General features: G+C 65.4%; 14 protein-coding genes, 1 tRNA gene and 4 pseudogenes. 12 read left to right on the top strand and 7 right to left on the bottom strand.

What is annotated here, in order from left to right; all coding sequences use genetic code 11:
- Positions 1-193 (top strand): amino acid--tRNA ligase-related protein (locus AC37TH_RS15365; protein ID WP_490765221.1); only part of this gene is annotated, 193 nt, incomplete at its 5' end.
- A 111-nt stretch (positions 194-304) separates the two neighbouring features.
- Here AC37TH_RS15365 and AC37TH_RS15360 read toward each other — a convergent pair.
- Complete coding sequence (locus tag AC37TH_RS15360; RefSeq protein ID WP_490765220.1) at positions 305-1,198, bottom strand: cytochrome c oxidase assembly protein; 894 nt, start codon at positions 1,196-1,198, stop codon at positions 305-307.
- 31 nt (positions 1,199-1,229) lie between these two features.
- Here AC37TH_RS15360 and AC37TH_RS15355 point away from each other — a divergent pair, with 31 nt between their 5' ends.
- Both AC37TH_RS15355 and cls read left to right on the top strand, forming a co-directional pair.
- Entirely contained in the window at positions 1,230-1,403 is a 174-nt protein-coding gene (locus AC37TH_RS15355; protein WP_490765219.1) for a hypothetical protein, read from the top strand.
- 123 nt (positions 1,404-1,526) lie between these two features.
- Positions 1,527-2,990, top strand: a complete 1,464-nt coding sequence (gene cls, locus AC37TH_RS15350; RefSeq protein WP_490765218.1) for a cardiolipin synthase — start codon at positions 1,527-1,529, stop codon at positions 2,988-2,990.
- A gap of 3 nt (positions 2,991-2,993) precedes the next feature.
- Here cls and AC37TH_RS15345 read toward each other — a convergent pair.
- Positions 2,994-3,985, bottom strand: a pseudogene (locus tag AC37TH_RS15345) (pirin family protein).
- Between the two features lie 58 nt (positions 3,986-4,043).
- Between AC37TH_RS15345 and AC37TH_RS15340 the strand changes: the two are divergent.
- From AC37TH_RS15340 to AC37TH_RS15325, 4 genes and pseudogenes are all read left to right on the top strand, one after another.
- Positions 4,044-4,475 (top strand): hypothetical protein, encoded by a 432-nt coding sequence (locus AC37TH_RS15340; protein ID WP_490765217.1) that lies wholly within the window; start codon positions 4,044-4,046, stop codon positions 4,473-4,475.
- A 131-nt stretch (positions 4,476-4,606) separates the two neighbouring features.
- Positions 4,607-7,133 (top strand): annotated as a pseudogene (locus tag AC37TH_RS15335) (ATP-dependent Clp protease ATP-binding subunit).
- A 147-nt stretch (positions 7,134-7,280) separates the two neighbouring features.
- Entirely contained in the window at positions 7,281-7,799 is a 519-nt protein-coding gene (locus AC37TH_RS15330) for an amino-acid N-acetyltransferase (RefSeq protein ID WP_490765216.1), read from the top strand.
- 44 nt (positions 7,800-7,843) lie between these two features.
- Positions 7,844-8,476: a hypothetical protein gene (locus AC37TH_RS15325; protein WP_490765215.1), complete on the top strand. Its 633-nt coding sequence runs from the start codon at positions 7,844-7,846 to the stop codon at positions 8,474-8,476.
- Positions 8,477-8,591: 115 nt separating this feature from the next.
- On the opposite strand, the pseudogene radA reads toward AC37TH_RS15325, so the two are convergent.
- Positions 8,592-9,999 (bottom strand): annotated as a pseudogene (gene radA, locus AC37TH_RS15320) (DNA repair protein RadA).
- A 70-nt stretch (positions 10,000-10,069) separates the two neighbouring features.
- Between radA and AC37TH_RS15315 the strand changes: the two are divergent.
- Positions 10,070-10,996, top strand: coding sequence for an alpha/beta fold hydrolase (locus AC37TH_RS15315; RefSeq protein WP_490765214.1), 927 nt, complete (start codon positions 10,070-10,072; stop codon positions 10,994-10,996).
- A gap of 10 nt (positions 10,997-11,006) precedes the next feature.
- On the opposite strand, the gene AC37TH_RS15310 is transcribed toward AC37TH_RS15315, so the two are convergent.
- Positions 11,007-11,846, bottom strand: coding sequence for an SGNH/GDSL hydrolase family protein (locus AC37TH_RS15310; protein ID WP_490765213.1), 840 nt, complete (start codon positions 11,844-11,846; stop codon positions 11,007-11,009).
- 89 nt (positions 11,847-11,935) lie between these two features.
- Here AC37TH_RS15310 and AC37TH_RS15305 point away from each other — a divergent pair.
- Both AC37TH_RS15305 and AC37TH_RS15300 read left to right on the top strand, forming a co-directional pair.
- Positions 11,936-12,025, top strand: a tRNA-Ser gene (locus AC37TH_RS15305).
- 166 nt (positions 12,026-12,191) lie between these two features.
- On the top strand, positions 12,192-13,886 hold the full coding sequence (locus tag AC37TH_RS15300) for a hypothetical protein (protein ID WP_490765212.1): 1,695 nt from the start codon (positions 12,192-12,194) through the stop codon (positions 13,884-13,886).
- On the opposite strand, the gene AC37TH_RS15295 is transcribed toward AC37TH_RS15300, so the two are convergent.
- Positions 13,861-15,000, bottom strand: coding sequence for a site-specific integrase (locus tag AC37TH_RS15295; protein WP_490765211.1), 1,140 nt, complete (start codon positions 14,998-15,000; stop codon positions 13,861-13,863). The genes AC37TH_RS15300 and AC37TH_RS15295 overlap by 26 nt on opposite strands.
- Before the next feature lie 214 nt (positions 15,001-15,214).
- Here AC37TH_RS15295 and AC37TH_RS15290 point away from each other — a divergent pair, with 214 nt between their 5' ends.
- A complete protein-coding gene (locus AC37TH_RS15290; protein ID WP_490765210.1) occupies positions 15,215-15,538 on the top strand; it encodes a hypothetical protein in 324 nt (107 codons plus the stop codon).
- A gap of 14 nt (positions 15,539-15,552) precedes the next feature.
- Here the strand turns inward: AC37TH_RS15290 and AC37TH_RS15285 are convergent, their stop codons facing one another.
- Positions 15,553-15,714 (bottom strand): hypothetical protein, encoded by a 162-nt coding sequence (locus AC37TH_RS15285; RefSeq protein ID WP_490765209.1) that lies wholly within the window; start codon positions 15,712-15,714, stop codon positions 15,553-15,555.
- A gap of 37 nt (positions 15,715-15,751) precedes the next feature.
- Positions 15,752-18,268: an AAA family ATPase gene (locus AC37TH_RS15280; protein ID WP_490765208.1), complete on the bottom strand. Its 2,517-nt coding sequence runs from the start codon at positions 18,266-18,268 to the stop codon at positions 15,752-15,754.
- 783 nt (positions 18,269-19,051) lie between these two features.
- Here AC37TH_RS15280 and AC37TH_RS15275 point away from each other — a divergent pair.
- A pseudogene (locus tag AC37TH_RS15275) lies at positions 19,052-19,999 on the top strand (MBL fold metallo-hydrolase); the annotation flags it as partial.
- Positions 20,000-20,057 lie beyond the last annotated feature (58 nt).

The raw sequence follows: 20,057 nt of genomic DNA, 5'->3' as shown, positions 1-20,057 counted from the left end.
GCGTTTCGTCGAGCAGGCCAAGCTGGCGGCACAGGGCGACGTGGAGGCCATGCGCCTCGACGAGGAGTTCCTCCGCGCCCTCGAGTTCGGCATGCCCCCCTCGGGCGGCATGGGTATGGGCATCGACCGCCTCCTGATGGCGCTCACCGGCCTCGGCATCCGCAAGACGATCCTCTTCCCCCTCGTCAAGTAGCGCGCACGCCTCGTGCGAAAAGTGCGGTCGCGGCGTCCCGCACCGCACCTTTTGCACGAGTCGCGGCGCCGTGGCGCGCAGCGCGGCGAGCGCAGCGCAGCCGCCCCGCGCTCAGTGCCGCTGGCGCAGGTGCTCGCGCGTCAGCGCGTCCAGGTCGGCGTCGGTGAGCGCGTCGACGCGGGCCGCCTCGCGGCGGTCGAGGCGCATCCACCGGATGAACAGGATGATCAACACCGGAACGTCCGCGATTTCTGCGATGAACCACAGGAAGTCGCCGGACAAATGCTGGTCGTGGAGGGCGTTCGGGAACCAGAACGGCAGATGTCCGAGCACCACTGGCGCGTGATCCAGGATGCCGTCGTCCAGTCTCAGCAGCAGTCCGGGGATCGCGTCGAGCAGCATTTCGACGAACGCGAGCAGGAATTCGACGGTGATGAAGAAGCTGGTGCGGATGATCGAATGGGCGGCGATCGGCAGCACCATAAGCATCCCGGCCAGTGGGGTGACGACGGTGATCGTCCACTCCGACCACGGGTTGTCGCGCAGCACGGCGGCGAGCGGTGTGAGGAACACGAGGAACACCGCGCAGGCGAACAGGGGTGCGAACATCGCGTTGCCGAACAGCCGGATCGCCCGGGAGCGCAGCGTGGCCTCCAGGCGGCTCTGGCGCCGCCCGCTCAAGGCGACACGGGCGAGAGCGACCGGTTTGCCGAGGCTGATCAGCGCGGGGACGGCGAACAGCAGCAGCGCGATCCTGGTCGTGAACGCCCAGCGCAACTCGGAGCTGTATGTGCCCAGGAAGCCGAACGACACCCACGCGTACGAGCCGAGCCCGAGGGCGTAGAACCACACGGTCGGAGCGGTCGGCCACCGATGACCGCGGCGTCGCAGCGCCAGGATGCCCGCGAGATAGAGAGCAGCGGCGACGACGATCGCGATGGCGGCGACCGGATCGAAACTCCAGGTGGTGAGGAAGACGGCGACGGGGGGCGTGATGGACTCCATTCTCAGGTCCAGGGGATACCATTATCAGGTTATGAATGATGTCGTAGCTGGGATCGTGTGGTCACTCGCACCGACCGTCCTCGTCGGTCTGCTCTTCTGGCTGATCATGCGCGCCATCGTTCGCGCCGACCGCACCGAGCGCAAGGTGTACTCCAAGATGGAGTCCGAAGAGCGCGCCCGCCGCGGCCTCGCGCCCAAGTCCTAGCCCGACGCATCGTCTCCCAACGCCGCGTCGCGGGTACCCTCCGGGCCGCCGCTTCGATACGGTAAGCGATAAGGCGTGCATTCCAGCGCGTCCACACACAGCCGGTAGAGGGGATGCGCGCCGATGGACGCAGGGTTCCTCACCACCGCGATCGTGGTGCTGCTGCTTCTGGTCGACTTCATCATCCGTGTCATCGCGATCATCGTCGTCCCGCGCAACCGCAAGCCCACGTCTGCCACCGCCTGGCTGCTGGCTATCTTTCTGATCCCGTACATCGGCGTCCTGTTCTTCCTCCTGATCGGCTCGTACAAGCTGCCGAAGAGCCGCAGGGACAAGCAGGCCGAGATCAACCGCTTCATCATCGAGTCCACCGACGGCATGGAGCGCGTGAGCCGCGTGCATCCGTGGCCGCCGTGGCTGGAGTCTGTGGTGGCTCTCAACCGCAACCTCGGCGCGATGCCCCTGGTCGGCGGCAACTCGGCAGCGCTCAACGGCGACTATCAGGCGTCCCTGGATCTGATGACAGAGGAGATCCGCAACGCCCGCCGGTATGTGCACGTCGAGTTCTACATCCTGAGCTGCGACCAGACCACCAAGCCGTTCTTCGACGCGCTGGAAGACGCCGTAAAGCGCGGCGTCTCGGTGCGGGTCCTGCTCGACCACGTCGCCTCGTTCCGCACCAGGGACTACAAGGCCACCACCAAACGCCTCACCGAGATGGGCGCGAAGTGGCAGCTGATGCTGCCCGTTCAGCCGTTCCGCGGCAAGTACCAGCGGCCCGACCTGCGCAACCACCGCAAGCTGCTGATCATCGACGGCCGCGTGGGGTTCATGGGTTCGCTGAACGTGATCGACCGCAGCTACAACAAGAAGTCGAACATCAAGCGCGGCCTGAAGTGGAAAGAGCTGATCGTGCGGCTCGAAGGCCCGATCGTCGCCGGTCTCAACGCCATCTTCATCACCGACTGGTATTCGGAGACCGACGAGCTGCTCCAGCGCGAGACCGAGCCGATCACCGACGACATCACCACGGATGCGCTCGACGCCCAGGTGGTGCCCTCCGGTCCCGGGTTCCCCGGCAAGAACAACCTCCGCCTCTTCCTTGCGCTGCTCTACTACGCGCAGGAGCGCATCGTCATCACGTCCCCGTACTTCGTGCCGGACGAGTCGATGCTCACCGCGATCACCACGGCGACGCAGCGCGGCATCGCGGTCGACCTGTTCGTGTCCGAAATCGGCGACCAGGCGCTCGTCTACCACGCACAGCGGTCATACTACGAGGCGCTGCTGCGGGCGGGGGTGCGCATCTGGATGTACAAGAAGCCGTACATCCTGCACGCCAAGCACTTCACGATCGACGACGACGTGGCCGTGATCGGGTCGAGCAACATGGACATGCGCTCCTTCCAGCTCAACATGGAGGTGTCGCTGATGGTCCGCGGCCGCTCCTTCGTGGAGGAGATGCGAGCGGTGGAGGACGGCTACCGCAAAGACAGCCGCGAGCTCACCCTCGACGAGTGGATGAAGCAGCCGCTGCGCTCCACCGTGCTGGACAACCTCGCCAGGTTGACCTCGGCGCTGCAGTAGCAGTCAGCCGCGCGGCTTCAACCGCACGGTCGGCAGGTCCGGCGCCGGCAGCGCCCGGCCGTCGTAGCCGTCGACCGTCCCGAAACGGCCGTGCTCGTCTTCGTCGTCGATCACGTCGCGCATCCACTCGGAGCGGTACTGCACCACGTCGTCGTGGCTGCGGCCGATGAAGTTCCACCACATCACGATCTGCTCGCCGAGCGGTTCGCCGCCGAGCAGGATGAGGCGTGCCCCGCCATCGCCGGCCGTGACCGTCACAGTGTCGCAGCCGGGCGGCAGGTAGGCCAGGTGGGCGCGCGGGACAGGGACGCCGGCGACCGACACGTCGCCCGCATCCACCAGGATCCCGTGCTCGAAGGCCGGATCGACCGGCACGACGATCTCGCCCGGCCCGCGCAGCAGCAGTTCGGCTCCGACGAGCGGGCTGAACACCGTTGCGCCCGTGCCGCTTCCGGCGAGCTGGCCGACGAATGTGCGCACCTCGGCCTCGCCGAGCGATCCGGAGAGCACGGCGGCGACAGGGACGTGGTGCTCGAAGAACGGCTCCGTGCCTCGGGATGCGTCGGGGAGCGCCACCCACAACTGAACGCCGTGCAGTCTGGTCGTGGCGGGCGTCGACACCTCGGAGTGGCTGATCCCCCGCCCGGCCGTCATCAGGTTGAGCTCGCCGGGCCGGACCATCGCGTGACTGCCGACGCTGTCCCTGTGCTCGATCTCGCCCTCGAACAGCCAGCTGACCGTCTGCAGGCCGATGTGCGGGTGCGGGGGACGCGCATCCCGCCGGTCGCCGATACGTCGTCGGGGCCGTAGTGGTCGATGAAGCACCAGCCGCCGATCAGCGACCGGCGGCGCTGGGGGAGCGTACGGCTCACGGTCATGGCGCGGGGACCGCCGAGCGGCACCTCGCGCGGTTCGAGGATCTCGACGGGGGCGTCCGTGGTCACAGGGTCGTCGCCGACGAGCACCTCGGCCGGGTCGCGTTCCAGGTTGCTCACACGTGCATCCTAGAACGCACACAGCGAGGGACGACCTCCGACTTCCTAGAATGAAGACGTGCATCGAACTCTCGCGGCGAGCCGCGCATCCATGGCTGCCGCCGCCATCCTCCTGGCGGGGCTGGCACTCACCGGATGCACGTCGGCGTCCTCGAAAGCGGTGGAGGATTACGCCGGGGAGCCGAAAGGCGTCGACGCCCCGGCGAGCAGCGCGGGCGGCGCAGCATGGGCGGTGTGGATGCAGAGCGGCAAGCAGTTCGCGATCGTGCTCTACGGCAGTTCGAGCTGCCCGCCCAAGGTCGCATCCGTCTCCGTGACGCAGAGCAACCAACTCAAAGCGACGCTGGAACCGGCGCCAGGCGGGATCTGCACCCGCGACTACGTGCCGCACACCACGATCTTCGACACGCCGTCCGGAGTGACCACCACCTCCGATGTGTCGATCACGCTTCCGGACGCGACGCTCACCCTGCCCGGCCTGCGGGGCTGACACTGCGCATCCCGAACAGTCGGCGGAATCCTCGTCACGCCCACGGCGAACAGGGGCTATAACGGGGGCTCCCGGTGGTTACTCTCTTTGTATCGACGCCAACCCTGCAACGGTGTCGCATAGGAGTAGACATGTTCGAGAGATTTACCGACAGAGCCCGCCGCGTCGTCGTCTTGGCCCAAGAAGAAGCCAAGATGCTCAACCACAACTACATCGGGACGGAGCACATCCTGCTCGGCCTGATCCACGAGGGTGAGGGTGTCGCCGCCAAGGCGCTCGAGTCGCTCGGCATCTCGCTGGATGCCGTTCGCGAGCAGGTCCAGGACATCATCGGCCAGGGCCAGCAGCAGCCGACAGGGCACATCCCGTTCACGCCTCGTGCCAAGAAGGTGCTGGAGCTGTCTCTGCGCGAAGCGCTGCAGCTCGGCCACAACTACATCGGCACCGAGCACATCCTGCTCGGCCTCATCCGCGAGGGTGAGGGTGTCGCAGCGCAGGTCCTCGTCAAGCTCGGCGCCGACCTCAACCGCGTTCGCCAGCAGGTCATCCAGCTTCTGAGCGGATACCAGGGCAAGGAGCAGGTCCAGGTCGGGGGCAACGATCAGGCGACCGCGCAGGCAGGGCAGCCAGATCCTCGACCAGTTCGGCCGCAACCTCACCCAGGCGGCGCGCGACAACAAGCTCGACCCCGTGATCGGGCGCGAGAAAGAGATCGAGCGCGTCATGCAGATCCTGTCGCGCCGCTCCAAGAACAACCCCGTGCTGATCGGTGAGCCCGGCGTCGGAAAGACCGCTGTCGTCGAGGGTCTCGCCCAAGCGATCGTGCGCGGCGACGTCCCGGAGACGCTGAAGGACAAGCAGCTCTACACGCTCGACCTCGGCTCCCTCATCGCCGGCTCCCGCTACCGCGGAGACTTCGAGGAGCGCCTGAAGAAGGTCACCAAGGAGATCCGCACCCGCGGCGACATCATCACGTTCATCGACGAGATCCACACCCTGGTGGGTGCCGGAGCGGCCGAGGGCGCGATCGACGCCGCGTCGATCCTCAAGCCGCTGCTCGCCCGCGGTGAGCTGCAGACCATCGGCGCCACCACGCTCGACGAGTACCGCAAGCACTTCGAGAAGGATGCGGCCCTCGAGCGCCGCTTCCAGCCCATCCAGGTGAACGAGCCGTCGCTGCCGCACACCATCAACATCCTGAAGGGGCTGCGCGACCGCTACGAGGCGCACCACAAGGTGTCGATCACGGACGGCGCGATCGTCTCGGCCGCGAACCTCGCCGACCGCTACATCCAGGACCGCTTCCTGCCGGACAAGGCCATCGACCTGATCGACGAGGCCGGAGCCCGCCTCCGCCTGTCGATCCTGTCGGCACCGCCGGAGCTGCGCGAGTTCGACGACAAGATCGCCGCGGTGCGCTCCCAGAAGGAAGCCGCCATCGAAGACCAGGACTTCGAGAAGGCCGCATCGCTCCGCGACGAGGAGAAGAACCTCCTCGGCGAGCGTCTGCGCCTCGAGAAGCAGTGGCGTTCGGGCGACGTGAAGACCACAGCCGAGGTGGATGAGGGACTCATCGCCGAGGTGCTGGCCCAGGCGACGGGCATCCCGGTGTTCAAGCTCACCGAGGAGGAGTCGGCCAGGCTCGTCTTCATGGAGAAGGCACTGCACCAGCGCGTCATCGGTCAGGAGGAGGCCATCGCGGCGCTCTCCAAGACCATCCGTCGCACGCGTGCCGGCCTGAAGGACCCGAAGCGTCCGTCCGGTTCGTTCATCTTCGCCGGCCCCACCGGCGTCGGAAAGACCGAGCTGGCCAAGGCGCTCGCCGAGTTCCTGTTCGACGACGAGTCGGCCATGATCTCCCTCGACATGTCGGAGTACGGCGAGAAGCACACGGTCTCGCGACTGTTCGGCGCCCCTCCCGGATTCGTCGGCTTCGAAGAGGGCGGCCAGCTCACCGAGAAGGTCCGCCGCAAGCCGTTCAGCGTCGTGCTGTTCGACGAGATCGAGAAGGCGCACCCGGACATCTTCAACTCGCTGCTCCAGATCCTGGAGGAGGGACGTCTGACGGATGGCCAGGGCCGCGTGGTCGACTTCAAGAACACGGTCATCATCATGACGACCAACCTCGGCACGAAGGACATCTCCGGCGGTCCCGTCGGCTTCCAGATCGAGGGCGACCCGACCACCGGCTACGACCGGATGCGCGGCAAGGTCTACGAGGAGCTGAAGAAGAACTTCAAGCCCGAGTTCCTGAACCGCGTCGACGAGATCATCGTGTTCCCGCAGCTGTCCAAGCCGGAACTGCTGCAGATCGTCGACCTGTTCATCAAGCGCCTCTCCGACCGTCTGCTCGACCGTGACATGACGATCGAGCTGGAGCAGGCCGCCAAGGAGCGTCTGATCGAGGTCGGCTTCGACCCCACCCTCGGAGCCCGCCCGCTGCGCCGCGCTGTGCAGCACGAGATCGAGGACAGGCTCAGCGAGCGCATCCTGCACGGCGAGCTGAACGCGGGCGACCACGTGCACGTCGACTTCAAGGACGGCGAGTTCGTGTTCACCACGGAGTCCCGCAAGGAGCCGATCAGCGCGGGCGTCAACGCCGCAGCGGCGATCGGGACGGGTCCTGTGACACCGGACCTGGCCGCGTCCTCCGACTGACGCAGCCGGAGCAGTCGTACCGAAGCGGGGCCGCCCAGTGGGCGGCCCCGCTTTCGTGCGCCTTGAGTAGGCGGTCGGGGTGGCGCGCTCGGGATGGCGCGGCCGGGATGGCACGGTCGGGATGCGGTGGTCGCTAGGCTTGGGCGGGTGAGTGGTTCAGACAGCGCCGGGTTCATCATCCGCCGGGCGCGCACCAGTGACGTGGTGCGCATCCAGGAGCTCGTGGAGCCGCTGGTGCAGCGACGAATCCTGCTCGGCAAAGACGCGGTGGTGTTCTACGAGTCGCTGCAGGAGTTCCGGGTCGCCGAGACACCCGACGGGGAGCTGATCGGCTGCGGCGCGCTGCACGTGATGTGGCGCGACCTGGCGGAAGTGCGCACGCTCGCTGTGTCGGAGAAGTGGCTGGGAACGGGCATCGGCCGGGCGCTGCTCGGCCGGCTCGAGGACGACGCCAGGGAGCTGGGGCTCAGCCGCCTGTTCTGCCTGACGTTCGAGGTCGCCTTCTTCGAGCGCAACGGTTTCGTGGACATGGGCACCGAGACGGTCGATCCCGAGGTGTACGCGGAACTGGTCCGTTCCCACGACGAAGGTGTCGCCGAGTTCCTCGATCTGGCGCGGGTCAAACCCAACACCCTAGGAAATACTCGTATGTTGAAGCGGCTCTAGCGCGTTGCCGCGGTAATCGTCGCGTCCGCCGCTATTCTGCTGGCATGTCGACGTTCAAGCATCCTGTCGGCCCCCAGCCGAGCAACGTCTATTGGCGACGTCGCCTCCTGCTCGCCATCGGCGTCATCGCTGTGATCGTGGTCGTCATTTTGATCGTGGTGCGGCCCGGTTCTTCGGAGGGCGCACCGGCACCCGCTGCCACGACGACGAAGCCGACGACGGGTGCGGCAGGCTCGACGAGCATCCCCACCGAGAACACGACGGCGGCCGGTCAGCCGTGCAAACCGGCGAGCGTGAAGGTGACGGCGAACACCGACGCGACCACATACGCGCCGGGCGTTTCGCCGAAGCTCTCGGTCTCCATCACGAACACGGGCAGCGTCTCGTGCAAGATCGACGCCGGGACGGCGCAGCAGGTGTTCACGATCACGAGCGGATCGGAGACCTACTGGAAGTCCACGGACTGCCAGTCCGACAAGGTGGATGCCGAAGTGTTGCTGCAACCGGGCAAGACGGTGTCGTCGCAGACGCCGATCGAGTGGGACAGGACGCGCTCCGATCCTGCGACCTGCCAGCAGACCCGCGAGCAGGTGCCGGCGGGCGGAGCGTCGTATCACCTGACGACGTCCGTGTCCGGGATCGAGTCGGCGGCGACGCAACAGTTCATCCTGAACTGACCGCTTCGCCCGGGCAGCTGAGCCGGGTAGCGCGGCCGGGCAGGTTAGCCGAGCAGCGCAGGCGCGCAGCATCGTGCCGCTCCGGGGGCGATCCGTTGCGCTTTCGGCGCGTGCGTCAGAACGCGGCGTCGAGCTCCCGCTCGCGGTCGGTGACCGCCGCCGTGAACGCGACGCGGAGGGCTTCGCGGATGCTCTCGCTGCGCGCATCCACGCGGGTGGTGAAGCCGAGGCGGGTGGCTTCGGCCGCACGCTGCTTGCCGCTGGCGACGGGACGGATCTCGCCCGCCAGGCTGATCTCGCCGAACGCGGCGAGCGTGTGCGGGATGGCTTTCTCGTTGGCGGCGGACGCGATGGCGAGCGCAATGGCGAGGTCGGCTCCCGGCTCGGTGAGGCGAACCCCGCCGACCGTGGAGACGTAGACGTCTTTGTCGCCCAACCGGATGCCCGCCCGGCGTTCGAGGACGGCGAGCAGCATGGCGACCCTGGACGAGTCGACGCCGTTGGTCACGCGGCGCGGGTTGGGCGCGGTGGAGGAGACGACGAGCGCCTGCACCTCGACCGGTAGCGGGCGGCGGCCCTCCATCGCGACGGTGACGCAGGTTCCGGAGACCGGTGTTGTCGTGCGGCTGAGGAACAGCCCGCTCGGGTCGGCGACCTCGACGATGCCCTCGCCGGACATCTCGAAGCAGCCGACCTCATCCGTCGGCCCGAAGCGGTTCTTGAGCGCCCGGACGAAGCGGAGCGCGGTCTGGCGGTCGCCCTCGAACTGGCAGACCACATCCACCAGGTGTTCGAGCAGGCGGGGCCCGGCGATGGAGCCGTCTTTGGTGACGTGGCCGACGAGCAGCACCGGGAGGTTGCGATCTTTGGCGACGCGGATGAGCGTGCTCGCCACCTCGCGCACCTGACTGGGACCACCCGCGAGACCTTCGCCGTTGCTGCTGGACACCGTCTGGACAGAGTCGACGATCACGAGCTGAGGGTCGACCGCGTCGATCTGGCCGACGATCGTGGCGAGGTCGGTCTTCCGACGCGAGGTAGAGGTGGTCGTGCATGGCACCGGTGCGCTCCGCGCGCATCCTGACCTGGCTGACGGACTCCTCGGCGCTCACGTAGAGCACGCGCGACTTGGCCCGCGCAGCCCGGGAGGCGACCTCGAGCAGCAGCGTCGACTTGCCGACGCCCGGCTCGCCGCTCAGCAGGATGGCGGCGCCCGGCACGATGCCGCCGCCCAGCACGCGGTCGAACTCCGCGATGCCGCTCGGCCAGTGGCTGACCGTGGCCGTCTGGATGTCTGTGATGGATCTGGCCGCGCGATCCTCGCCGATTGTCACCGGCTTGAGGGCGCGCAGGATGCCCGTCGGCGCTGCCGCCTCGGTGACAGTGCCCCACTCCTGGCACTCGCCGCAGCGGCCGGCCCACTTGGCCGTCGTCCAGCCGCACTCCGTGCAGCGATAGTTGAGCTGAGCCTTCGCCACGCAACCTCCTCGATCGGGTTTCACACTACGGGGGACCACCGTCATCGGCGGGAGGATCGCGCGGACTGTGGACAACTGCTGGCCCGTGTCGGTTGTGGGGGGTTCAATGGGCGATATGGCGAATCTGATCTTCACACTGGCGTCCGGCCGCAAGCTCGGCGTGACCGGCCTCGGCGACCCGGCGGCGGAGCGCGTCGTGGTGTTCTGCCACCCCGCCCCCGGCTCCTCGATCTTCGACCCGGACCCCGACGCGTCCAGCACCAGGAGCGTGCACATCCTGGCCTTCGACCGCCCTGGCTACGGATCGAGCGATCCCCTCCCGGCCGGCACCTGGCCGAGCATCGCGCAGTCGGCGGACGATATCGCCGAGTATCTCCGGGCGATGAGCCACGACGAGTCCAGCTCTGGCATCACCCGGCCGAAGACGATCGGCATCGCCGGATGGTCGGCCGGTGGCCGGATCGCGCTCGCGTTCTCCGCGCGCCATCCCGACCTCGCCGATCGCGTCGCGATCATCGCAACGCCCGCTCCGAACGAAGCCGTGCCGTGGATCGATCCGCAGTTGCAGGCGATGTCCGACCACCTCGCCACCCTGACTCCGGATGCGGCGCTCGCCCAGCTCACCGGAATGCTACAGGACCAGTCCGACGCGGTGAGAGCGGCGGGCGAAGTCACCGACGTGCCCCTCGACCTCCTCGGCGTGTCCGCGGTCGACGACGCAGCGCTCGCCAGGCCGGGCGCCAGGGACAGGCTCGGCAGGATGCTGAAGGACGCGTTCCGTCAGGGCGCGGGCGGCGTTGCGGCCGACATCCTCAGCTACACGGCACAACCGTGGGGGTTCGATCCGGCAGACGTGGCGGCGAAGACGCTGATCGTCAACGGGCAGGGCGACCCACTCGCGGGGAACGCGCACGCGACCTGGTATCAGAAGGCGATCCCGGATGCGCGCGTCGAGATGGTGCCGGAGGTCGGGCATCTCGTGGTGATCCCGGCGTGGGAGCGCGTGCTGGCGCACCTGGCGCCGGGGGACAAGAAGGGGTGAGAGCCGGCGATCAGCTCGCTTTCGCCTCCTGGCTCGGCTGCGCATCCTGGATCGACGGAGCGGCCTGATCCGCCTGCGCCGACTGCTCGACGGGCACGGGGCGCCGCGGGAACCGACGGACGACGTGCGCGGTGACCGCAGGGAGGAACGCCGACGCCCACACGCGGTAGCCGCGGTCGTTCGGGTGGAAGAGGTCCTCGGCGAACTGGGTGACCACGCCGCGGAGCCCCTGACGCTTCATGGTGTCGTGCAGCGGCACGACGGTGAGGCCGCGCTCGGCCGCCACGCGCCGGAGGATGGCGTTGCCGACGGCGACCTTCTTCTCGTTCCACGGCAGGTAGAAGCAGGGCAGGTCGGCGACGATCGCGTCATCCGGGATGGCCGCGAAGACCTTCCGGATTCCCTCCTCGAACAGCGCAGGATCGAACGAGGCGATGTCGTTGGCGCCGATTGCGACGGTGACGATGTCCGGCTTCAGATCGGCGAACCGCGGCAACTGGTCGGCGACCGCCAGCGCGACGGTGGCGCCGGACACACTCAGGTTGACCATGCGGACCGACCGGCCGGTGGCCGCCTTGATGTGATCGGCGATCACGCCGACGTAGCTGTTGCGCGGGGCGGACGCGCCGATGCCCTGCGCCGCACTGTCGCCGATGGCCACATACAGCAGCTCGCCCTCGGCCTTGGCCGCATCCCGCCACCACTTGGAGTGTACGGGCAGCGTCTCGCTCATCCGCACACGGTTGGCCTCCAGCGCTTCCTGCGCCTTCTTGACCCTCGCCCACGCGAGAAGCCCGACCGCTACCGTGGAGATCCCGGCCCCCACAACGACACGACTCTTCGTCACCATCCCAGCACTGTACTCGCGCGCATCCGCGCCACGCCTGGGCGTTCCCTGTCGATTGGCGGGAAGCGGACCGTTCGCGTACGATAGTCCGCGGTACCGTGTCCGAGCGGCCGAAGGTGCAACTCTCGAAAAGTTGTGTGGGTGAAAGCCCACCGTGGGTTCAAATCCCACCGGTACCGCCACGTGCAGGCCCCCGCGATCCCAGTGTTTACAAGGGATGCGGGGGTTTTTGCGTTGGCGAGAACGGCCATTTGACTACATTTTGACTACATCCGTTGCTTGGGGTGGCGACTCACCAGAGGGCTACCACAGACCTCCGCCGTCGGCGCACGTCGCTACGGTGATGCTGTGAGCATTCCACTGATACCGGGATACACGTCTCCGTGCTCCGAGGGGAGCTTGGCGCAGGCGTGGGCGAAGCCAGACGAAGCATTCCCTGATGAGGTCTGGCCGTACAAGCGACTAGAGGAAGTGGTTCGAACACCTACAGGATGGGTAAAGCTCGTCGAGAACTTCTACAACGAGGCCGAGCACGGTGGAGCAGGATGCGTTCTAATCCGACCAGAGGATGGTCCACAAGCTCTACAACGCACGTCGTGGTTCGGCCGTGACTTGGGGAACTTCGGTCTCTGGGACAACGGGCATGTGGATCAGGGTCTCAAGGGCTTGGATGGTGAGACACGCGTCGAGTTTCTTGCCCAGGTTCGTCGGCCAAGTGGCTCGAAATCGCCAGTCGTTGAGATTTCGATGCCGTTCTTGTGGTTTTGGGATGCTTACCGCGTCATCGACGGTTGGCGATATCTAAATCGGGCCGGCCGCGAGCAAGAGCTAGTGCGCTGGAGCGCAAGCGAGGACGAGTGGATCGTTGAGGTGCGCGCTTTCGAGCTTCGCCAGTTTCTTTTCCGGGCCGATCGAGCCGTGGTGCTTCAACGTGATTACGTGCAGAAGCAGGTCGATGGCACGTTCGAGCGAGTCGACTCCGAACACGTTAGCGATTGGGCTCACTTTCACTTCTGGGCGGAGAGCGACCGCCATTTCGGATCGCGGCCAGTAACAGCGGGACTGATGGGTCAGTTTCTCGTTTCGGGCGCAGATACCGAGAGGGCGCCAAGGTTCATTGAGCGAGAGGCGGAACGCGACTATCCGGAATTTGTTTACGGCACTGACGCCGCATCAGGGAGGCCGCTGCGACACAGCGCAAACCCGGACAAGCTTGGAACCTATTTCGACCGTGATGGAACAAGACTGCACTACTTGACCCCGGTCTATTTCAAGCGCGAGGTGCTTCAGCCGTACGCAGCCGAACCTAGCCGCTATGCGGTGTCACCCTCGCGTCTCGCCTGCCTCAATCTGTGGGGCCTCGACATCTCGATAAACAGTGTCGGGTTGGTCGAGGCCTATCTTGGTGATCTGGGACGCGACCTCCCTTCGGATGCGTGGGGCCATTGGCTCTCTTACAACGTTCCGCCGGAGGGCCAAATGGAAGAAGGGCGCTTCCGACGAGATTTTCTCAACCAGTGGGCTTCTTCCCCAGATCCCGTCAGAGACCTGCGCGCAGCGCGCGATAAGGCGGCCGAGATATCGTCGGTCCTCCTCGGAGACCCGATCTGGCGGCCCCTGGAAAGGAACTTCTCTCAGGAGTTCGAATCATTGGTCGGTCCGCTCACCGATGACCCCTCGGCGCTAGCCACCCCCGTGCTCGTTTTAACCAAGGCCCTTGTCGACGCCATCGATCCGACGCCTCTGAAGAGGGCGGTCGCGTCGACCAAGGACGAAAAGTCGCTGGCGCTCTTGCAGCGCTGGGCTGAGCAGCTCGGAGACGAGAACGATGTGACCGCACCGCTTCGTCAGTTACAGGCGCTGAGGTCAAGGGGCGGCGTGGCACACCTCCGAAATTCACAGTCCGATCGAGCGGCAACCGAGCTCGGAATCCTTGGCAAGGCGCCCTTGCCAGCTTTCAACTCGGTCGTTGAGATGTTGGCCCAATCGCTGAACGCGCTGATCGCTCTGATGGAGGCTAAGTCGCCAGCCTCCGAGGAGTAGAGGGGCCCGGTTTTCCATATACCGATTCTTCTCGCGCACGACCGAGAGCGGCAGCTACGGCGTCAAGGTCGTCGTCAAACAGGTCGGCGTATGTATCGAGAGTCATCGCGGCGGACGCATGACCAAGCATCCGTTGGACTGCTTTGACGTTCGCGCCGGCGCTGATCGCGAGACTCGCTGCGGTGTGTCGTAAGTCATGGATCGTGACGCGTGGAAAATCCTTGTCGGCGGTCTGCGAACGCGCGATCGCCGATACGTACCAGCCTCGACGACGATCTGGTTGATGTAGGTAGCTGTCCCCATTGCCAAAGAGCAACTGGGACGCGGCCCTGTTCTCAGTCATTGTCGCTAGAAGCGGCGCGAGAAACGGTGGAAACGGGACGCTGCGAGCTTCGCCGGTCTTCGGCGTTCCGACGTGAATCGTGCCCGAGACTTCAACCGCATTCTCATGAACGTCGACACGTCGACGATCCAGATCGACATCACGAACATGCAGGGCAGTTGCTTCACCCCATCGCAGCCCGGTGTAGGCAAGGAACAGGACCATAGTTCGGTGCTTCTTCGCGTTCTCCGCGAGGAGATCGACTTGCATGTGGCTCAGGTACTTGTGCTTCCCCTTGAGCTTTCGAGGAAGATTGACGCCGCGAGCCGGGTTCGAGGGGATCCGGCGATCCATGACGGCGGTGTCAAGGACGCCAGCAAGGACGCCGTAGGCACGGAGGACGGTCGTCGCCGAGCGCGGCTTGCCGTTGCCCTTAGTGAAGGCCGTCACCCAGTTCTGCACCTCCGAGTGACGGATCTCGCCGACTCGCCGGCTTCCCCATTTCGGCTCGACGTGCAGTCGCCAGGCGATCTCAACCGGTCGGAGTGATGAGGGCTTCAGATGGTGCTGGTTGGACAGCCACTCGGCACCGAGGGTGCTGATGGTCGATCGCGACGCTCGGGCGTCGACGAACTCGCCACGGGCCTTTGCGACTTCGACGGATGCCAGAAAGAGCTCGGCGTCTCGCTTCGTTCGAAAGCCGCGCTTGCCGGTGAGGTCGCGCTCGGGCGTTCTATACTGAACTCGGTAACGTTTGCCGCCGGCCGTTTCGTATGCGCGAATGCTCCCCATAGCTCAGCTCCAATCGCCGATCGCGGCTTTGCGCCGCGATGAGGTAGGCGGCGTCAGACTACGCGCGAGCGCCGACATTTCGTTGACGGGAGAAGCGTCATAAGTTGCGACGACGGCGGTCTCAGGCAGACTGGTCTTATGGAACGGCAGCCTCCGGAGCCGAAGCCTTCGGGGCGCTTCGGACGATGAAGCAATCGAACTGTGCCGCGAATGGATGATCTACCTCGGCGCAGCGGACACCGTCGTGGCCTCCGGCGCCGCGGTTCAGGTGTGCGACCTCTACAGCGCGGGCTACCTGGCGTGGGTCGACAATCAGCGCGGCAACCTCGACGTCGATAATGTGGCCAGCGCGGCGTCTGCTTCGGCGGCCGACGGACGTCGGGCTCTGATTTTCGTGCGTCACGGCGTGCTCCCCCAGGCCGTCGATAGGGCCGATGAACTCGGAATTGCCATCTTCGGGTTTGATCCTCAAGGTGCCACTTTGGATGGAGGCAATCTGCTCGGCCGAGCGCTTTACGAGACTGGTCTCGCCAGATAGGGCGATCGGCCTGATCATTCAAGGCCAGACGACGTGAGTTGACGATCAGGCGCCGTGACGATCGGCCCGGCGACCGACTGCGCTGCACGTCGGAGCTCGATCTGCGCAGCTGCTAGCGACTTTTCCATCGTCTCTTCCACAGGCTCGCGTTGCATCATCTCGACCAGTTGGGACATTGCGGAGTTCTCGGTCGGAGCCACTAGAACCGCGGCGTTATCTGATTTGCCGCGGGTGAGACCGACGTACAAGCCTGCGGCATCGACTCCGGGTCCGACGAGTGATCGGTCGGTTGTCTCGCCTTGGACTCCGTAGACCGTCGTCGCGTATGCGAGGTGGATGTGGGATTCGGCGTAAGCGAGGCTGACTTTCCGTAGGTCGGTCGAAGTCGGCGCTCGCCGCAAGGACCATGTGGTCCTTGCCTATTGCCTTCACGATCCAGTTCTGGCGATTCTGGACGCCAGCGGCGCTGTCATTGCGTCGGGTCTGGACCACGTCACCAATGAAGATCGCTTGGCCCAACTGCCCAAAAATCGCGGTCGCGGTGGATATGGCCCCGGATTCGATTCGACGGCATTGAATCGCTTCGCTTATCTCCTGCGCTTCAGCGTGCGTCGCGGTCACCAACGAAATCGTCTCGCGGCGCCGCATTGCGCCGAACCATCCTTCGACCATCGCCTCACGAGCTGCGATGTCGCTATCTGTCATTACCACGTGGTCGGTTCGTATGAGTTCATTAGCCACATCGCGCATTTCGTCCCCGCTCCGCGGCTCACGAAGTCGCATCGTAAGGTCAGCCCACTCGGGATCGTCGAATCGGTGCGTAGTCGTGAGCTCTACGTGCCGAAGTGAACGGCGCCAGAAGAGCGCCATCGCGCCCGAGTGCCCGACCGGCAACGCCTGTCGCTGATCCCCAACCAAAGCGACACTCGCTCCCGTGGCGTGTACGACGTCGAGAAGTGCAGACGCGGCCTCGAGGTCCAGCATGCCGGCCTCGTCCACGACGATGCGATCACCAGGGTTGATGCTTATCCGGGGGCCGCCATAAATGCCGCCTGACGTCGCATCCACGTCGCCGATTGAGAGCCGCATCCAGATCGTTGCGCCGGACGTGTCGGGCGCCCAGCGCCATCCGAACTCGTGGAGAAGTTGGTGGAGCGATGACGATGAACTCATCGTTGCGCGCCCCGCTACAGCCGACGCCTTCTTGGTCGGCGCGACGATGATCATCTGATGGCCGCGTCGCCGCAGAGCATCGCCCGCGACCCTGAGCATCGTGGTCTTTCCGGTACCGGCCGGCCCGGAGACGACGACGTTGCGCGATGTGCCACCGATCGCTGCCGCACCCGCGAGCTGTCCGTCATCGAGAGTCCGATCGGGCTCGATCGCCTTACCGATCGCAGTGACTTCTTCCGTGTCGAGGATCTGCCCGGGCGCCGAGAACGCGTCGACCTTTTTGGCGAGGGTGGCTTTCAGCGTGGCGGTGGATACCGCCATGAGGTGCTTGACGTGTTTCGGTGCGTCTGATTCTGAGATAAGTGTCACAGTATGCGAATGCGCGACAACTTCCTCAGCGAGCTTCGCGAGTTCGTCCCGGTCTGCGACAACGCCACTCGCCGCGATTGCGCGGAGCGCACCGGCTCTAACGTCCATCACGCTGAAGCGGCCACCGGTTCCAGTCGAACGGGCATCCGCATCCACAACGGCTTTGGCCGCCAACAGTTCTAGGTCGAGATCCTTGATCGAGACGAAAAAAGCCAGCGCCGGTGAGCGCTCCTGAGCGAGCATTGGGTCAGCCGCTGCGAGCTCTCCACGGATCCGCGTGGCCCAGTCGTCTTCGTCGAGGCTGGCGGGCTTGTTGGGTCGCCCGACGGCCCATGCCCACTGGTCGATCTGAGTCAGTACTGTGAAAGAGGGTTCCGCGTCCGGGTGGTGTTCCCTCCAGCCGCGGAGGTGCGCGGCCTTGTTCGCTTCGATCTGCGCAGACCGCTTCGACAAAGGCCGCACCAAATGCTGCAGCTGCGCGATCTCCCCATCCGCGTTCAGCGTGAAGCCCTTCGCGGCTAGAGCCGTGATCCAAGCCGGATCGGTGCGCGAGGCGAGATCGCCTTCCGCATTGACGACGTTCTGGAACCGCAGCGCGACCCGAGTGTCCACGTTCGACCACTTCTCATCCAAGCCCTGCACCTTGACGTTCAGCCACAGGTGACGGTGCTTGTGCGGGTCCAGCGACCGCGACCGCTCGTGCCGTAACTCCACGACCTCGATCCGGGCGAGATCCTCCCGGATGGCGCCCTGCTTTCCGCGTCGGGCGTTGAGCTCGGTCTGCCACAGCTTGATGATCCGATCCCGCAGCCGGTCCTGCAGATCCTCATAAGCGGCCGCCAGATCCGGGTCCAGCATCGCCGCGATCGAGAACGACTTAGGCGCGTTGATCGTCGCATCCAGAATCAGATCCGCGACCGGAGACTCCAGATCCCGGCCCCGCCGCTCACCGGTCAGCGGGTCCAGTCCGTCGACCCAATCCTTCAACTGGGAGCGGGTGAGCAGGTCGTCACGGATAGCACCGTTCTCCACGATGTACCGGGTCATCACCGCGTCCGCGTAACCGACCGCAGCTAGCGTCCCCTTGGCGGTCTTGGCCGTCAGTGTTGCGTCGCAGACACCGCCGAAGGCATAGTGCACCGCCTGCTTGACCCCTTGGGCTGCTTGCCCGCGCTTCCAGCGCGCCACTCCACCTCGCACACCTACACGTTCCGGTTACGCGCACATTTTGGCGCGCACACGGCGCGCACATCTCAAAGAGTGCCTACGTGCATTCGCTCCTCGCTTTCCTTCTCCTTTTATTCGTTTGGCTGGGCGATCGTGTCCTTTTTCGTTTCGGTGCTCGGCTTGCGTGTCTTTTTCGTTCGCCTCGATTGCGTTGGACCCTCCTCGATTCGGATTTGGGTTCTCCTGGTCTTAACACCTCTTGCGGAAACGGTCCGGATGCTGCGTTCTCGCCAGCCGAGAGATATGATCACAAACCCCTCGATAGGGTTTTGAGCGGAAAGCGATTTCGGCAAGGGTTCTGAGCGACGTCACATCCGCGAGTCCCAGGTGTGCGATCGATCCGCGCCACCCTGTTCGAATCGGATCGCTTTTGTAAGCTTGGCGGCCGCCGAATCGGGTTGCGGTTAGGGCACCCGGGCGGGCATCTTCATCGGGCGGGTCTTACGGGAATGGCCCGCTCGCGTAAATCTGCGATCCGACGAACTTGGACCGTCGGGCCTTGGGCGTCCCGCTGATCGACCTCCTTTCGGGCATCAAACTGGTGGGCCAGACAACGTCTGGAGTAGTGAAGTGGCGGATAGTGGGCCGCGTCAGTGGAGAAGAATTCGCACCGGCGCGCTGACCGGCCTGCTGGCCTTGCCCAATGGTCGAGTATCGGGACTCGCTCGACGACTGCTGCAAGCGTTAGTCCAGGGCGGCTCTAGCCGTCGTCCGGCGCCTGGCAATAGGTTGAGACCACAAACGATGGAGGCGCGCATGACCGATCCAGCTGACCTGACACCCAAGCCTGCGACCGGTCACACGGCCCGTGCGAACACTTCGGCGCGGGCGTCTTTGCCGCTGAACGATCGCCGCGACTACGACGACTCCGCTCGCGGCTTCATCGCTACCCTCGACGACCCGGTAATTCGGCGTGCCGATGGGATGCCGGTGATTGATCTCGCCAGCCATGATTTCGTGCTCGCTACGGAGGACGCGCCCGACACGGTGCATCCGAGTTTGTGGCGACATGCTCAGGTCAGTCACCCTCACGGCCTCTTCGAAGTGACCGACGGCATCTATCAAGTGCGCGGAATCGACCTGTCCAACGTCACGTTCGTTGAAGGCGACGAAGGGGTCATCGTCATTGACCCGCTTGTTTACATCGAGACCGCTCAAGCCGCACTCGACCTCTACCGCGCGCATCGCGGCGACCGGCCGGTGAAGGCGCTCATCTATACGCACAGCCACGCCGATCACTACGGCGGCTCGCGGGCCGTGGTCAGCCAGGAAGACATCGACGCTGGGCGGGCGACGGTGATCGCACCCGAAGGCTTCCTCTACGAAGCCGTTGCCGAGAATGTCTACGCCGGCACCGCGATGTCTCGACGTGCCACCTACATGTATGGGCCGATGATCCCCGCGGGTCCGCGCGGACACGTGAATGCTGGACTTTCGAACGCGCTCTCGAACCTGGGCTCTGCGACTCTGGTGCCGCCCACGGACCTCATCAAGTCGACCGGCGAGACGCGCACCGTCGATGGTGTTGAGATGGTCTTCCAGATGGCCCCAGGCACCGAAGCACCGGCTGAGTTCCTCATCCACTTTCCTCAGCATCGCGCTCTGTGCTCGGCCGAGGATGCCACTCACACGTTGCACAACCTTTACACCCTTCGAGGCGCGCAGGTGCGGGACGCGGCGACCTGGTGGAGGACACTGAACGAGACCATCGAGCTGTTCGGCACCGAGACCGACGTCGTCTTCGCTCAGC

The sequence above is a fragment of the Leifsonia sp. McL0627 genome (assembly GCF_058244615.1).
Note: the sequence above shows the minus strand (reverse complement) of the source record. Positions and strands in the feature narration are given on the sequence as shown.

Bases quoted from the DNA above. Each gene is read 5' to 3' on its own strand.
- AC37TH_RS15360 (WP_490765220.1), bottom strand. From the start codon at position 1,198: ATGGAGTCCATCACGCCCCCCGTCGCCGTCTTCCTCACCACCTGGAGT.
- AC37TH_RS15355 (WP_490765219.1), top strand. From the start codon at position 1,230: ATGAATGATGTCGTAGCTGGGATCGTGTGGTCACTCGCACCGACCGTC.
- cls (WP_490765218.1), top strand. From the start codon at position 1,527: ATGGACGCAGGGTTCCTCACCACCGCGATCGTGGTGCTGCTGCTTCTG.
- AC37TH_RS15325 (WP_490765215.1), top strand. From the start codon at position 7,844: ATGTCGACGTTCAAGCATCCTGTCGGCCCCCAGCCGAGCAACGTCTAT.
- AC37TH_RS15315 (WP_490765214.1), top strand. From the start codon at position 10,070: ATGGCGAATCTGATCTTCACACTGGCGTCCGGCCGCAAGCTCGGCGTG.
- AC37TH_RS15310 (WP_490765213.1), bottom strand. From the start codon at position 11,846: ATGGTGACGAAGAGTCGTGTCGTTGTGGGGGCCGGGATCTCCACGGTA.
- AC37TH_RS15295 (WP_490765211.1), bottom strand. From the start codon at position 15,000: ATGGGGAGCATTCGCGCATACGAAACGGCCGGCGGCAAACGTTACCGA.
- AC37TH_RS15290 (WP_490765210.1), top strand. From the start codon at position 15,215: ATGATCTACCTCGGCGCAGCGGACACCGTCGTGGCCTCCGGCGCCGCG.
- AC37TH_RS15285 (WP_490765209.1), bottom strand. From the start codon at position 15,714: ATGTCCCAACTGGTCGAGATGATGCAACGCGAGCCTGTGGAAGAGACG.